Annotated in this window: 13 protein-coding genes and 1 tRNA gene; 9 read left to right on the forward strand and 5 right to left on the reverse strand. The window is 72.1% G+C overall.

From position 1 onward, the window contains the following. Nucleotides 1–51 precede the first annotated feature (51 nt). Nucleotides 52–864: a carbon-nitrogen hydrolase family protein gene (locus tag ACYVF4_RS02480; RefSeq protein ID WP_460719397.1), complete on the reverse strand. Its 813-nt coding sequence runs from the start codon at nucleotides 862–864 to the stop codon at nucleotides 52–54. Then, entirely contained in the window at nucleotides 861–1,373 is a 513-nt protein-coding gene (locus tag ACYVF4_RS02485; protein ID WP_460719399.1) for a DUF6328 family protein, read from the reverse strand. The genes ACYVF4_RS02480 and ACYVF4_RS02485 overlap by 4 nt, the downstream gene beginning before the upstream one ends. Nucleotides 1,374–1,466: 93 nt before the next feature. On the opposite strand from ACYVF4_RS02485, the gene ACYVF4_RS02490 reads away from it, so the two are divergent. Then, a tRNA-Met gene (locus ACYVF4_RS02490) sits at nucleotides 1,467–1,540 on the forward strand. Nucleotides 1,541–1,591: 51 nt separating this feature from the next. Here ACYVF4_RS02490 and ACYVF4_RS02495 read toward each other — a convergent pair. Then, nucleotides 1,592–2,059 (reverse strand): MarR family winged helix-turn-helix transcriptional regulator, encoded by a 468-nt coding sequence (locus ACYVF4_RS02495; protein ID WP_460719401.1) that lies wholly within the window; start codon nucleotides 2,057–2,059, stop codon nucleotides 1,592–1,594. Nucleotides 2,060–2,143: 84 nt separating this feature from the next. On the opposite strand from ACYVF4_RS02495, the gene idi reads away from it, so the two are divergent. Genes idi through ACYVF4_RS02530 form a run of 7 tightly spaced genes read left to right on the forward strand, consistent with a single transcriptional unit; the run spans nucleotide 2,144 to nucleotide 7,753 of the window. Further along, nucleotides 2,144–2,695, forward strand: a complete 552-nt coding sequence (idi, locus tag ACYVF4_RS02500) for an isopentenyl-diphosphate Delta-isomerase (RefSeq protein ID WP_460719403.1) — start codon at nucleotides 2,144–2,146, stop codon at nucleotides 2,693–2,695. After that, nucleotides 2,692–3,747 carry a polyprenyl synthetase family protein gene (locus ACYVF4_RS02505; RefSeq protein ID WP_460719405.1) on the forward strand — a complete coding sequence of 352 codons (1,056 nt, stop codon included), beginning with the start codon at nucleotides 2,692–2,694 and terminating at the stop codon, nucleotides 3,745–3,747. The genes idi and ACYVF4_RS02505 overlap by 4 nt, the downstream gene beginning before the upstream one ends. After that, the gene (locus tag ACYVF4_RS02510; RefSeq protein ID WP_460719407.1) at nucleotides 3,744–4,631 is read left to right on the forward strand and encodes a squalene/phytoene synthase family protein; all 888 of its coding nucleotides are present in this window, start codon (nucleotides 3,744–3,746) and stop codon (nucleotides 4,629–4,631) included. Before ACYVF4_RS02505 ends, ACYVF4_RS02510 begins: the two co-directional genes overlap by 4 nt. Next, on the forward strand, nucleotides 4,628–6,202 hold the full coding sequence (gene crtI / locus ACYVF4_RS02515; protein ID WP_460719409.1) for a phytoene desaturase family protein: 1,575 nt from the start codon (nucleotides 4,628–4,630) through the stop codon (nucleotides 6,200–6,202). The genes ACYVF4_RS02510 and crtI overlap by 4 nt, the downstream gene beginning before the upstream one ends. A gap of 2 nt (nucleotides 6,203–6,204) precedes the next feature. Further along, nucleotides 6,205–6,552 carry a lycopene cyclase domain-containing protein gene (locus tag ACYVF4_RS02520; protein WP_460719411.1) on the forward strand — a complete coding sequence of 116 codons (348 nt, stop codon included), beginning with the start codon at nucleotides 6,205–6,207 and terminating at the stop codon, nucleotides 6,550–6,552. Continuing rightward, the gene (locus ACYVF4_RS02525) at nucleotides 6,549–6,866 is read left to right on the forward strand and encodes a lycopene cyclase domain-containing protein (protein ID WP_460719412.1); all 318 of its coding nucleotides are present in this window, start codon (nucleotides 6,549–6,551) and stop codon (nucleotides 6,864–6,866) included. Before ACYVF4_RS02520 ends, ACYVF4_RS02525 begins: the two co-directional genes overlap by 4 nt. Then, nucleotides 6,863–7,753, forward strand: a complete 891-nt coding sequence (locus ACYVF4_RS02530; RefSeq protein ID WP_460719414.1) for a prenyltransferase — start codon at nucleotides 6,863–6,865, stop codon at nucleotides 7,751–7,753. Before ACYVF4_RS02525 ends, ACYVF4_RS02530 begins: the two co-directional genes overlap by 4 nt. A gap of 58 nt (nucleotides 7,754–7,811) precedes the next feature. Here ACYVF4_RS02530 and ACYVF4_RS02535 read toward each other — a convergent pair whose 3' ends face one another. Further along, nucleotides 7,812–10,748, reverse strand: coding sequence for a UPF0182 family membrane protein (locus ACYVF4_RS02535; protein WP_460719416.1), 2,937 nt, complete (start codon nucleotides 10,746–10,748; stop codon nucleotides 7,812–7,814). A 77-nt stretch (nucleotides 10,749–10,825) separates the two neighbouring features. Continuing rightward, nucleotides 10,826–11,947 (reverse strand): YlbL family protein, encoded by a 1,122-nt coding sequence (locus ACYVF4_RS02540; RefSeq protein ID WP_460719418.1) that lies wholly within the window; start codon nucleotides 11,945–11,947, stop codon nucleotides 10,826–10,828. A gap of 191 nt (nucleotides 11,948–12,138) precedes the next feature. Here ACYVF4_RS02540 and ACYVF4_RS02545 point away from each other — a divergent pair, with 191 nt between their 5' ends. Next, nucleotides 12,139–13,449 carry a zinc-dependent metalloprotease gene (locus tag ACYVF4_RS02545; protein ID WP_460720732.1) on the forward strand — a complete coding sequence of 437 codons (1,311 nt, stop codon included), beginning with the start codon at nucleotides 12,139–12,141 and terminating at the stop codon, nucleotides 13,447–13,449. Nucleotides 13,450–13,493 lie beyond the last annotated feature (44 nt).

A 13,493-nucleotide genomic window follows, 5' to 3' on the forward strand; every position in this document is an offset into this window, starting at 1 on the left:
GTCCGGCGGTCCGGCTCCGTCCCCCGCTCCGGCTCCGTCCCCCGCTCCGGCTCAGTCCGCCGGCACCACCCGGAAGCGGCGCAGCCGCAGGGCGGGGTTGACCCGCCGCACCCGGGCGACGGCACCCAGATCGAGATGGGCCACCGCCACGTCGGTCGCGGTGCCGACCGCGGCGATCTCGACCCCCTGGGGATCGACGATCATCGACGCACCCACCCCGAGGGGCGGCGGGTGATCGGCGGCGGCGATGAAGACGGTGTTCTCGATCGCGCGGGCGTGCAGCAGCGTCCGCCAGTGGTGCTCCTTGAGCGGACCCCGCACCCACTCCGCCGGGACCAGCACGACATCGGCGCCGGCGTCCACGAGGGTGCGCGCGACTTCGGGGAAGCGCACGTCGTAGCACGTCATGAGGCCGAACCGCAGGCCGCGGTGCTCGAACGTCTGCGGCTCGGCGATCGCGCCCGGCTCGATCCAGTCCGATTCCCGCTGGCCGAAGGCGTCGTAGAGGTGCAGCTTGCGGTAGACGGCGAGGACGCCGTGCTCGCCGACGGCGACGACGGCGTTGCGCACGCGGTGGCCGTCGGCCCCCCGCTCGACCATCCCCGCGACGATGACGACGCCGTGCTCGGCCGCGAGTCCGGCGAGCCGGGCGGTGAAGGGCCCCTCGAGGTCCTCGGCGTGCTCGGCGAGCGAGGAGTCGAACGGGTCGACGAAGTAGCTGGAGTACTCGGGCAGCACGACGACCACGGCGCCGCGGGCCGCGGCACCCGAGACCAGCTCCGCGATCGTCTCGAGGTTGGCGGCGGCGTCGGCCGCGGGGGCGAACTGCGCCACCCCCACCGCGAGGGTGTCGGCCGCCGTCACCGCTCGCCCCGTGCGCGCCTGCGCGCTCGCACCACGAGCGGGGCGACCACCCACGCCGCCGCGATCACCACGGCCAGGGCCGCGAGCGCCGTCCACGCGGCCTGATCGCCGACGACGACGTCGAAGACGAAGGCGACCACGCCGACCAGCAGCAGCGACACGGTGAGCAGCGCCGTCAGCAGCGCCGCGTGACCGTAGGCGACCACCTGCAGCTTCGCGCGCTGACGGAACAGCACGCGGTGAAGCGCCACGGGCGCCAGCGCGATCACGGCACTCAGCGCGGACAGCACCACCAGCACGAGGTAGACGAACCGCTGGCTGGGGTTGAGGTCGGCGAACGCCGGCTGGAAGGCCAGTGCCAGCAGGAAGCCGGTGAGGATCTGGGTGCCGGTCTGCAGGACGCGCAGCTCCTGCAGCACCTCGCTCCAGTTGCGGTCCGCGCGCTCCTCGGGGGTCTCGTCCCGGCCTTTCGTGCCGCCGGTGGCGTTGCGCTCTCGGGGGGATGCCATGCCCACATCCTGGCCGCCGGCCGCGCGACCGGCAAGCGCGCGCGGGGCCGATTCGCGACCTCGCAGAACCCGTGCTAGGCTTTCCTCTTGTGCCGCGGGGTGGAGCAGCTCGGTAGCTCGCTGGGCTCATAACCCAGAGGTCGCAGGTTCAAATCCTGTCCCCGCAACGAATGAAGAAGGCGTCCCGCTCGGGACGCCTTCTTCTTTTTCCCGCCGTGCTACCGCGTCACGGCATCGCTGAGCTCGCCCAGGAACCGCGCGAGGAGCCCGAGCTCCGCATCCGAATACGTCTCGGCGACCCCCCGCATCGCCTGCAGCCGCTCGCCGAAGTACGAGAAGAACGTCTGCCTCGACAGCGGCGTCAGCACGATGATGCGCGCCCGCCGGTCGTGCGGGTGCGGACGCCGCTCGACGTGGCCCGAGGCGGTCAGCCGGTCGAGCAGCTTGGTGGTGGACGCGCTGGAGATCCGCAGATGCGCCGCCACGTCGTGGGGGCTGACAGACTGACCTTGCTGCTCCCGCATGATGAGCATGCGCAGGGCCGACAGATCGGAGGCGTTCATGGACATGTCGTCCTTCATGTCGCCGTTCATGCGGTCCATCGCGTCGCTGAAGGCGCGGACGGCGTACAGCACGTCCAGCACAGCACGCTCGTGGTCGGTGCGAGGCTGCCACGGTCCGGTCATTGTGGACACCACCCCCGCGACACTTGTATCATCGACCGCACGCCGATCGCTAACTAAACTAGCGAATTGACAGGGAGTCCCGACATGACCGATGCCGACCAGGTTGTCCTCCTCGATGACGAAGGCCGGGCGATCGGAACAGCGCCCAAGAGCAGCGTCCACGGGACCGACACCGCCCTGCACCTCGCCTTCTCGTGCCACGTCCTCAACTCCGACGGCGAGGTGCTGGTCACCCGTCGCGCCCTCGACAAGAAGACGTGGCCCGGGGTCTGGACCAACTCCTTCTGCGGGCACCCGCGACCCGCGGAGCCGGTCATGGCCGCCGTCCACCGCCGCGCCGACTTCGAACTGGGGCTGACGCTGCGCGACGTGGAGCTCGCCCTCCCCCTCTTCCGCTACCGCGCGACCGACGCCACCGGCATCGTCGAGCACGAGGTGTGCCCGGTCTACATCGCGCGCACCGACGAGCAGCCCACGCTCAACCCGCTCGAGGTCGTCGACGCCCGCTGGGTCGACCCGCTCGAGCTCGCGGCGTCGCTGCGCTCCACCCCCTGGGCCTTCAGCCCGTGGCTCGTGCTCCAGGCGCAGCAACTCCACCTCTTCGACGACGTGGCCGAGCGCCGCCGCGCCTCATGATCCCCCGAACAGCCCGCCCCGACCTCGACGAGGTGATCGAGGCGGCGATCCAGCGCATCCGCGTCCGCGCCGACGGCCTCGGCGAAGGGTTCGCCGCCCTCACCGACGCCGTGGGCCGCGCCGCCCGCGGCGGCAAGCGCTTCCGTCCGGTACTGGTGTGCGAGGCGTTCGAGGCCTTCGGCGGCCACCCAGGCGACACCCGCGCCGTCCATCAGGTCGCCGCGGCGTTCGAGCTGCTGCACGCGGCGTTCGTCGTCCACGACGACGTCATCGACCACGACACCATGCGCCGCGGCATCCCGAACGTCGCGGGCGAGTTCCGCCTGCGCGCCCGGGGCCTGGGGGCGGATGCCGAGGGCATGGCGCTCCTGGGCGACGCCGCCGCGATCCTCGCCGGCGACCTGCTGCTGCACGAGTCGCTGCGGATCGTCGCACTGGCCGACATCCCCGCCGCCGCCCGCGCGCACGTCCTTCAGCTGCTCGACGACGCCGTGTACGTCTCGGCGGCGGGCGAACTGGCCGACGTCGAGAACAGCATCGTGGACCGCGACGCCGACGCCACCGACCTGCTGGCCACCGCCTTCAACAAGACCGGCGTCTACTCCTTCCGCGCTCCGCTCGTGGCCGGTGCCGTGATCGCCGGGGCCGGCGAGGACGAGCTGGCCGAGCTCGGCCGGTCGGCGGACCGGCTGGGTCTGGCGTTCCAGCTGGTGGACGACCTCATCGGCGCGTTCGGCAGCGCCGAGCAGGCCGGCCGGGAGTCCGGCGGCGACCTGCGGGAGTCCAAGCGCACGCCGCTGGTCGCCCTCGCCCGACGCACCCCGGCGTGGCCCCGCGTCGGATCCGCGCTCGCCGTCGCCCACACCGGACCCATCGCCGTGCGCGAAGCCCAGCGCGCGCTCGAGGACAGCGGGGCGCGCCTGCAGCTGCGGGACATGGTCGATCAGACTCTCGACGAGGTGCGCCGCGCCGCCTCGTCCGGCAGCCTCCCCGCCCCCGCCGGAGCCCTGCTGCACACCCTCGCCGACGGCATCCAGGAGCGCGTGCCGTGACGGGCGCGACGCACCGCGACGGCGACGCGACCGGGCTCGCGCTCTACGACGCCGTCGCGCAGGACGCCGCCGAGACCGTCATCGCCCGCTACTCCACCTCGTTCAACCTCGCGTGCCGTCTGCTGGGCCCGAGACCGCGCCCGCACGTGCGCGCGGTGTACGCCCTGGTGCGCGTGGCCGACGAGGTGGTCGACGGCCCCGCCGCCGCCGCGGGACTCGGCGCCGAGGCGCTGCGCGAGGTCCTCGACGCGCTCGAGGACGAGACGCTCGCCGCGGTCGGACGCGGCTTCAGCGCCAACCTCGTCGTCCACGCCTTCGCCCGCACGGCCCGCGAATGCGGCATCGGCGACGACCTCATCCGGCCCTTCTTCGCCTCGATGCGCACCGACCTGTCCACGGCGTCCCACGACGACGCCTCGCACGACGCCTACGTGTACGGCTCGGCCGAGGTCGTGGGGCTCATGTGCCTGCAGGTGTTCGTCAACGCCGGCTCCCGGCATCCGGAGCAGGCCCCGCCCGCCCTCGTCGACGGCGCCCGGCGCCTGGGCGCGGCGTTCCAGGACGTCAACTTCCTGAGGGACCTCGACCACGACGCCGCCGCGCTCGGCCGCGACTACCTGGGCCTCGGCGACGGCCGGGTGACCCGCGCGCAGGTGCTCGATCGCATCGATGCCGATCTCGCCGCCGCAGCGGCCGTCGTCCCCGACCTGCCCGCGGACTGCCGCCGGGCAGTCACCGCCGCGCACGACCTGTTCGCCGAGCTGTCCGCCCGGCTCCGGCGGCCGCGCCGGGCGGGCGTCCGCGTCCGCGTCCCCGACCCCGTCAAGGCGCGGCTGGCAGCCCGCGCCGCCCTCGGCTTCGCCCCCAGAGAGGTCCGCCCGTGAGAAAAGCGCCCACCCCGCCCGGATCCGCGGTCATCGTCGGCGGCGGCATCGCCGGCCTCGCCACCGCCGCCCTGCTGGCCGAGGACGGCTGGCGGGTGACGCTGTGCGAGGCGCGCGAGGATCTCGGCGGCCGCGCCGGCTCGTGGGAGGCGGACGGGTTCCGCTTCGACACCGGACCCAGCTGGTACCTCATGCCCGAGGTGTTCGACCACTTCTTCCGGCTGCTCGGCACGACCGCCGAGGCCGAGCTCGACCTCGTCCCGCTGGATCCCGCCTACCGGGTCTACGGGCAGCCGGGCGCCCACGAGAACCCCGGCGCGATCGACATCCGCTCGGGCCGGCGCGAGGCCGTCGAGCTGTTCGAGGGCATCGAGCCCGGCGCCGGCGCGAAGCTGGACGCCTACCTGGACTCCGCCGCCGACGCGTACGACCTCGCCGTCACGCGCTTCCTCTACGACACCTACGAGACCACCGCCGGGCTGCGCGACCCCGCACTCCTGCGCCGCGTGCCGCAGCTGGCGCCGCTGCTGACCCGCACGCTGTCCTCGTACATCGACAAGCGCTTCGCCGATCCGCGCCTGCGTCAGATCCTCGGCTACCCGGCCGTGTTCCTCGGCGGGTCGCCCTTCGGCGTCCCGAGCCTGTACCACCTGATGAGCCACCTCGACCTCGACGACGGCGTCCTGTATCCGCAGGGCGGGTTCACCGAGATCATCGCCGCGATCGAACGGCTCGCCCGCGCGCGCGGCGTGGTCATCCACACCGACGCAGAGGTCGCCGAGATCCGCACGAAGGATGCCGTGGCCACCGGCATCCGCCTGGTGGACGGTCGCACGTTCGACGCGGACCTGGTCGTCTCGACCGCCGATCTGCACCACACCGAGACGGCGCTCCTGCCGCGCGAGCTGCAGACCTATCCCGAGCCGTGGTGGGACGACAAGACCCCGAGCCCCGGGGCGCTGCTGCTGCTGCTCGGCGTCGAGGGGAAGCTGCCCCAGCTCGCCCACCACACGCTGCTGTTCGCGGAGGACTGGCGGACGAACTTCGACGACATCTTCGGCGAGGACCCCCGCATCCCCACCCCCGCCTCGCTGTACGTGTGCCGCCCCAGCGCCACCGACCCGTCGGTCGCGCCCGCCGGCCACGAGAACCTGTTCGTCCTGGTCCCGATCCCCGCCGACCCGCACATCGGGCACGGCGGCGTCGACGGGGACGGCGACCCCGCCGTCGAGACGGCGGCCGACGCTGTCATCGCCCAGATCGCGACGTGGTGCGGCATCCCCGACCTCGCCGATCGCATCGTCGTCCGGCGCACGATCGCCCCCGGCGACTTCGCCGCGGACCTGCACTCGTGGCGCGGGAACTCCCTGGGCCTGGCGCACACCCTCGCCCAGAGCGCGATCTTCCGGCCGCGCAACGCCTCGCGGAAGGTGCGGGGGCTGGCGTACGCGGGCACCTCCAGCCTGCCCGGGATCGGTCTGCCGATGTGCCTCATCTCGGCGGAGCTCGTGCTCAAGCGGCTGCGCGGGGATCGCTCGGCCGGTCCGGTGGCCGAGCCGGCGAAGGTGTGAGGATGCCGGGACTGTACCTCGCCGCGATCCTGGTGTCGGCCGCGGGCATCGCCACCCTCGACGCCCGCTTCCGCCTCGCCGCCTTCCGCGCACCCCGTGCGACGCTGTGGGCGGTGCTCATCGGCGTGGCGTTCTTCCTGGTGTGGGATGCCGCCGGCATCCTCACCGGGGCGTTCTTCAAGGGCGAGAGCCCGCTCTTCCTGGGCATCGACCTCGCCCCCGAGCTGCCGCTCGAGGAGCCGGTGTTCCTGGCCTTCCTCTGCTACCTCGCGCTCGTCGTTTACGGCGCGGCCACCCGCGTCCTCGACCGGCGCGACTCCCCCGCCGCCGAGCAGAGGACGGGCGCGTGACCTACACCCTGGTGAACCTGCCCTTCCTGGCCGTCACCGCCGTCGTCGTCCTCGCCACACTCCGGCATCCGAACTTCGGCCGTCGCATGGCGGCATCGGCGATCGTGGCAGCGGTGCTGTTCGTCCTCACGGCCGTGTTCGACTCGATCATGATCGGGTCCGACCTGGTGCGGTATCCGGAAGAGAACAACAGCGGCCTGCGCATCGGCCTGGCACCCGTCGAGGACTTCGCCTACGCGCTGTGCGCCGCATTCGGGGTCCCCGCCGTCCTGACGCTGGTGACCGCGCGGCGCCGCGAGCGGCAGTCGTCGTGAGCACGGCGCCGCTGACGGCCGGCCGCGTGCTGCGGGAGCTGTTCGTCTCCTCGCGCCCGGTCTCGTGGATCAACACCGCCTACCCGTTCGCCGCGGCCTACGTGCTCACGACCCGCGAGATCGACGTCGTGCTCGTGGTGGGGACGCTGTTCTTCCTCGTGCCCTACAACCTGGCGATGTACGGCATCAACGACGTGTTCGACTACGAATCCGACCTGCGCAACCCCCGCAAGGGCGGCGCGCACGGCGCCGTGCTGGACCGGCGCATGCACGCCGTCACGCTGTGGGCTGCCGCGCTGACGTGCCTGCCGTTCGTGGCGTTCCTCGTCGCGGCGGGCTCGCCGCTGTCGTGGCTCGTGCTCGCGGCGAGCCTGTTCTTCGTCGTCTTCTACTCCGCGCCGCCGCTCCGGCTGAAGGAGCGGCCGTTCGCCGACTCCGTCACCAGCAGCATCCACTTCTTCTCGCCGGCGGTGTACGCGCTCGTGCTCGCCGGCGCGGTGTGGACGTGGCAGCTGGTGGTCCTGCTCGTCGCGTTCGCGCTGTGGGGCGTCGCCTCGCACGCCTTCGGGGCCGTGCAGGACGTCGTCGCCGACCGCGAGGCGGGGATCTCGTCGATCGCCACCGCCCGCGGCGCCCGCTGGACGGTGCGGTTCGCGTTCGCGTGCTACGCCGCGGCGGGGGTCACGGTGCTGTTCACCGCGTGGCCGGGGCCGCTCGCCGCGCTCGCAGCCCTCCCCTACCTCGCGGCGGTCTGGCCCTACCGCTCGGTGAGCGACGAGACCGCGCACACCGCCACGCGCGGGTGGCAGTGGTTCCTGTGGCTGAACCAGTTCGCCGGCTTCGTCGTGACGATGCTCCTCATCTGGTACGCCCTCACCACGCAGTGAGGCCGACGCACGAGGACCCCGGCGCCGCAGCTCCGGGGTCCTCGTGCGTGAGGGGGGGTCAGCCGTTCGCGGCGCCCTCGTCGCTCAGCTCGAGCAGGCGGTCGATCGCGTCGGTGAGGCGCTCATCGGCCTCGCCGTACGCCGTCCAGTCGCCGTCCTGCAGCGCCGCGTCGCGGTCGAGCATCGCCTGGCGCGCCTCTTCGAGCGCGGCCTGGTAGTCGTCCAGCGGCACCGTCGGCTGCTCGGGATCGGTCGGCTCGGCGGGGTCGGTCGGCTGGCCGGGGTCGGTCGGGATCGGCGCCGGATCGACCTCGCCGTCACCGGCGTTCGCCCCCGAGTCGCCGCCGAACAGCTCGTCGAGCGCCTGGTCGAGGGTGTCCTCGAAGGCGATGTTGTCGCCGAAGGCCACCAGCACCTTCCGCAGGGTCGGCAGCTGGGTTCCCTGCGACGCCTGCACGAAGACGGGCTGGACGTAGAGCAGTCCGCCGCCGACGGGCAGGGTCAGCAGGTTGCCGTTGAGGACCTCGGACTGCCCCTGCTGCAGGATGTTGATCTGCGACGAGACGGCCGTGTCGGAGTCGAAGCGGTTCTGCACCTGTCCGGGACCGGGGACCGTCGTCTCGGCCGACACCTCCAGCATGCGGAGCTTGCCGTAGTCCTCGGCCTTCGTGCCCGCCTCGCTTCCGGCGTTGGAGTCCACCGCGAGGTAGCCCATGAGCACGTTGCGGCTGGCCGTCCCCGCCTCGGACGACGGGATGAAGGTGGTGAACATCGAGTAGGACGGCTGGTCCTGCCCCGGCATCTGCATCGTCAGGTAGTACGGCGGCTGCAGGCGCGCGTCGGTCTGCGGGTCGTTGGGGGTGGCCCACGCGTTGTCCCGCTGGAAGAACGCCCGCGCGTCGTCGACGTGGTAGACGCCCAGCAGCGCCCGCTGGATCTTGAACAGGTCCGTCGGGTAGCGCACGTGGCTCATCAGGTCAGCGGACATCTCGCTGATCGGCTCGAGCGTGGACGGGTAGATCTTCTGCCACGCCTGCAGCAGCGGATCCTCCTCGTCCCACGCGTACAGCGTCACCGACCCGTCGTACGCGTCGACGGTGGCCTTGACGGAGTTGCGCACGTAGTTGATGTCGTCGAGCGTGAAGCGCGGCGCGGTGTTGTTGGAGTCCGCGATCGCCTGCTGCAGGCTCACCGTCGTGGAGTAGGGGTAGTTCGCACTGAGGGTGTAGCCGTCGACGATCCACACGATGCGGCCGTCCACGACGCTCGGATACGGGTCGCTGTCCAGCTCGAGGTAGGGCGCGACCTTCTGCACGCGTAGCGCCGGATCGCGGTCGTAGAGGATCTGCGACTCCTCGTTCACCGAGTCCGAGAACAGGATCTGCTCGGACTGGAACTTCAGGGCGTAGATCAGGCGGTTGAAGACGTTGCCGATGCTCGGGCCGCCGTCGCCCTCGAACGTCGTGCGCGTCTCGTTCGCCCCCTCGGGCCCCGACGGGTAGTCCAGCTCGATCGGCTCGGTCCCCTCGGGCGCCCCGACGATCGAGTACGGCGGCGAGAACTCGCCGAAGTACACCCGCGGCTGGAAGTCCTCCTGGTCCGAGAGGAAGCCGGCCGCCGGGATGCCGCGCTCGAGGAAGACGGGGTTGCCGTCGTCGGTGCGCTCGTTGCCCGCCGCGGCGACGATGCCGTAGCCGTGCGTGTAAACCAGGGTGTTGTTCTGCCAGTTCGAGGCGGCGCCCAGCTGGTCGACGTTGAGCTCGCGCACCGACACGATGGTGTCCTGCGACTGCCCGTCGATCTCGTATCGGTCTACGTCCAGCGGATCCTGGAACTGGTAGTACGCGCGGTACTGCTCGATCTGGCGGACGGTCGGGCCGATGATGGCGGGGTCCATGATGCGGATGGATGCCGTCGTCTCGGCATCCGCGCGCAGCTGGCCCTCGGCGGCATCGGTCTCGGCGGTGAAGTCGCTCTTCTCGAGGCCGTCGATGCCGTACGCGGCCTTGGTCATGTCGAGGTTGCGCTGGTAGTACTCCGCCTCGAGGGACAGCTGGTTCGGCTGGACCTGGAAGGTGCGGACCACCCACGGGTAGCCGACGCCCACGACGATCGCCGAGACCACCAGCAGCGCCGTGGCGATGAGCGGGTAGCGCCAGCGGCCGATCACGGCCGTGACGAAGAACAGGATCGCCACGAGCACCGCGACGATCGCGAGCACCGTCTGGCCGGGGATCACGGCGTTGGCCTCGGTGTAGCCGGGGCCGGTGATGCGGCCCATGCCGCCGGGCTCGACCATCGTGCGATAGCGGTCGAGCCAGATGCTCGCACCCTGCACCAGCAGGTACAGGCCCGCCAGCACCGCCAGCTGGATGCGCGCCGACTTCGAGATGCGCAGCTCCCGCTGGCCCACCCGCACCGAGCCGTAGAGGTAGGACACCGCCGCGGTGACGAGCAGGCACACCAGCAGCACGGCCGAGACGAAGCCGAGCAGGGCGCTGTAGAACGGCATCCCGAACAGGTAGAAGCCGGTGTCGAGCCCGAACTCGGGGTCGACGTCCGAGGTGGCGACCCCGTTGATCCACAGCCACGTGGTCTCCCACTGCGCCGAGGCCGAGAAGCCGGCGAAGAAGCCGAAGAAGACCGGGATCCCCCACATCGCCAGGCGTCGCAGCGGCTCGACGACCTCCTGGTAGCGGTCCAGCTGCGAGCTCAGGCGCGCGTAGACCGGGCGCAGCCGGTACGCGAGCTGGATGGCCAGCCACACCGGGACGGCCATGCCGAGGAACCCGACGGCGAACATCGCGGTGCGCGCGATCCACTGCGTGACCAGGACCGAGTCGAAGCCGAGCTGCTCGAACCACAGCCATTCGGAATAGAGGTTGGCGAAGACGAAGAAGGCCACCACGAGAGCGGCGATGACCGCCAGCGAGATCGCGATGACGCGGCGGGCGGGCGAAGGTGTGGCCGGGGTCGGCGCCGAGGTCGTGGTCACCGTTCCATCCTAGGCGGCGGCAGCGACCGCCCCTCCGCTCGGCGGCTGGGCGTCAGCCGAGACCTCAAGCCCCGCTGTCAGGACGTGCAGGTCGCCAGACCCGACGTGTCGCCGCCGGTCGAGACCGCGTCGAGCACCTCCAGCGCGTCGTCGAGGGTCTCGACCGAGAACACCCGCAGATCCCCCGGGACGTGCCCGACGACCTCGTCGCAGTTCTCCTGGGGTGCCAGGAACCACGTCGCCCCGGCATCCACCGCACCCCACATCTTCTGACGGATGCCGCCGATCGGGCCCACCTCGCCCGTGCCGCTGATGGTCCCGGTGCCCGCGATCCGCTCGCCGCCGGTCAGCTCGCCGGGGGTCAGGACGTCCACGAGACCGAGGGCGAACATCATGCCCGCCGACGGTCCGCCGACGTTGTCGAGCTGGATCGTGACGTCGAAGGGGAACTCGTAGTCGGTCATCAGCGTGATGCCCAGCAGCAGCGTCTCTTCGCCGTCGATCTCGGTGCGGCGCGGCGTCACGTCGACCTCGCGCTCGTCGCCGCCGCGCTGCACGGTGAGCGAGACGGGGTCGCCGCCGCCGTCGTTGACGATCTTGCGCAGCGAGTCGGCGTCGCGGACCGCGTCGCCCTGCGCGGCGACGATGACGTCGCCCTCCTGCAGGATCCCCGTCGCGGCGGAGTCGTCCAGCAGCGAGTACACCGTCAGGTGGGGCGAGACCTCGTAGCCGAGCTCGGTGAGGGCGGCCGCCGTGGCCTCCTTCTGGGAGTCGACCATGAGCGCGGAGCTCTCCTCGCTGCGCTCCTCGGCGGTCTGCCCCTCGGGGAAGACGGTGTCGATGGGCATGACCGCGCGGCTGGGGTCGAACCAGGCCAGCGAGAGCTCGAACCACGACGGCGTGCGCTCGCGGTTGCCGACCACCTGCACCGTCAGCAGGTCCAGCGCGCCGCTGGTGGCGTGGGTCTCGGCGCCGTCGACCGAGATGAGCGGCACCTCGGTGCCGTCCGCCGTCTCGGCGGCGCCCAGGGTGTTGTAGACGGGCCCCGGCCGCTGGATGACGTACGACGTGGGCAGGAAGGTCAGCACGAGCAGGACGATCATGGCGGCCGACAGCGCCCAGATCCCCGCGGACATGGCGCGGTTCATGGGCCGCCGCGGCGGCGCGGACACTCGGGGGTTCTCGTCGAACAGCGCCACGGGGACCTTTCTCGCCTGGTCGTTCGCGACCGGCGTAAGAGGTTCGAGGACCTGCCGGGCAGTGCGATGATTCTCGCCACTAGCGTAGAACGACAGCGCCCCGACCCGGCTGAAAGGCGGCTGAAGTGACCGACGAGGACCGTCCCGACGACCAGCGTCCCGAGAACGACTTCCAGGAGCTCCTGCGCAGGATGCTCGGCGGCGCCGCCGGCGACATCGACCCCGAGGCGCTGTCGCGCCTGTCGGGCATGCAGATCGACCCCGCCATGATGCAGACCGTCATGCGCCACCTGCAGGGCGCGTTCTCGGGCACGGACGACGGGATCTCGTGGGAGATGGCCGAGCGTCAGGCGCTGCACATCGCCAACCAGGACGGGCAGGGGGTCACCGCCGGCCAGCGCACCGACCTGGATCAGGCCTTCGCCCTGGCGGGGCTGTGGCTGAGCGAGGCGACGACGATCTCGGAGCTCGCGACGACGCCCGCGCCCCTCACCCGCGGCGGCTGGGTCTCGGCGACCCTGCCGGTGTGGCAGGAGCTGGCGGAGCCGGTGGCCACCAGCATCGCCGACGCCATGACGCGCAGCCTCAGCGAGCAGGCGCCCGAGGAGATGCAGGACATCGTCCAGGGCGCCGGCAGGCTCATGCGCACCGTCGGCGGCTCGCTGTTCGCCTCGCAGCTCGGCCAGGTGGTGGGCGAGCTGTCCAAGGAGGTTCTGAGCGGCGGGGACGTCGGCATCCCCCTCATGCCCGACGGGCAGGCCGCCGTCCTGCCGCAGAACTTCGCCGGGCTCGGTCAGGAGCTCGAGATCCCCGACGACCAGCTCGCGCTCTACATCGCCGCGCGCGAGCTCGCCCACGCCCGGCTGTTCCGGCACGCCCGGTGGCTGCGGCTGCACGTCATCTCGCAGGTGACCGAGTTCGCCCGCGGCCTGCACGTGGACACCGAGGCCCTCGAGGACCTCGCGTCGCGGTTCGACCCCTCGGACCCCGGCGAGCTGCGCCGCGCGCTCGAGAGCGGCGCCCTGCTGCCGGCGCGGACCGAGGCGCAGGAGCTCGCGCTGTCGCGCCTCGAGAACCTGCTGGCGACCGTCGAGGGCTGGGTCGACGTCGTGACCGCCGACGCCACCGGACGCCTGCCGTCCGCGGAGAGGATCGCCGAGGTGGTGCGCCGCCGGCGCGCCGTCGGCGGGCCCGCCGAGCGCGCCCTCGGGTCCCTCGTCGGCCTCGAGCTGCGGCCGCGACGGATGCGCGAGGCCGCCCGCATGTGGCGCGCGGTCACCGACGCCGTCGGCGTCGCCGCCCGCGACGCCCTGTGGGACTACCCCGACCTCATGCCCACGGCGGACGACATCGACGACCCGAGTGCGCTGGTCGCCCGGCTGCAGGCCCACGCCCGCGGCGAGCGGGTCGCCGGCGACGAGATGGACGAGGCCCTCGAACGGCTCCTGTCCGGCGAGGACCGGCCCGACGAGGGTTCCCCCGAGGACCACCGCCCCGTGTGACCTCTCCTCCCCAGCCGCCCTTTTCGCGGCCGGGGAGGCCGCGC

It is taken from the genome of Microbacterium aureliae (assembly GCF_054780155.1).

Excerpts from the sequence above, each read along its gene's own strand:
- ACYVF4_RS02485 (WP_460719399.1), bottom strand. The coding sequence starts at position 1,373 with ATGGCATCCCCCCGAGAGCGCAACGCCACCGGCGGCACGAAAGGCCGG.
- ACYVF4_RS02495 (WP_460719401.1), bottom strand. The coding sequence starts at position 2,059 with ATGACCGGACCGTGGCAGCCTCGCACCGACCACGAGCGTGCTGTGCTG.
- idi (WP_460719403.1), top strand. The coding sequence starts at position 2,144 with ATGACCGATGCCGACCAGGTTGTCCTCCTCGATGACGAAGGCCGGGCG.
- ACYVF4_RS02505 (WP_460719405.1), top strand. The coding sequence starts at position 2,692 with ATGATCCCCCGAACAGCCCGCCCCGACCTCGACGAGGTGATCGAGGCG.
- ACYVF4_RS02520 (WP_460719411.1), top strand. The coding sequence starts at position 6,205 with ATGCCGGGACTGTACCTCGCCGCGATCCTGGTGTCGGCCGCGGGCATC.
- ACYVF4_RS02545 (WP_460720732.1), top strand. The coding sequence starts at position 12,139 with ATGCTCGGCGGCGCCGCCGGCGACATCGACCCCGAGGCGCTGTCGCGC.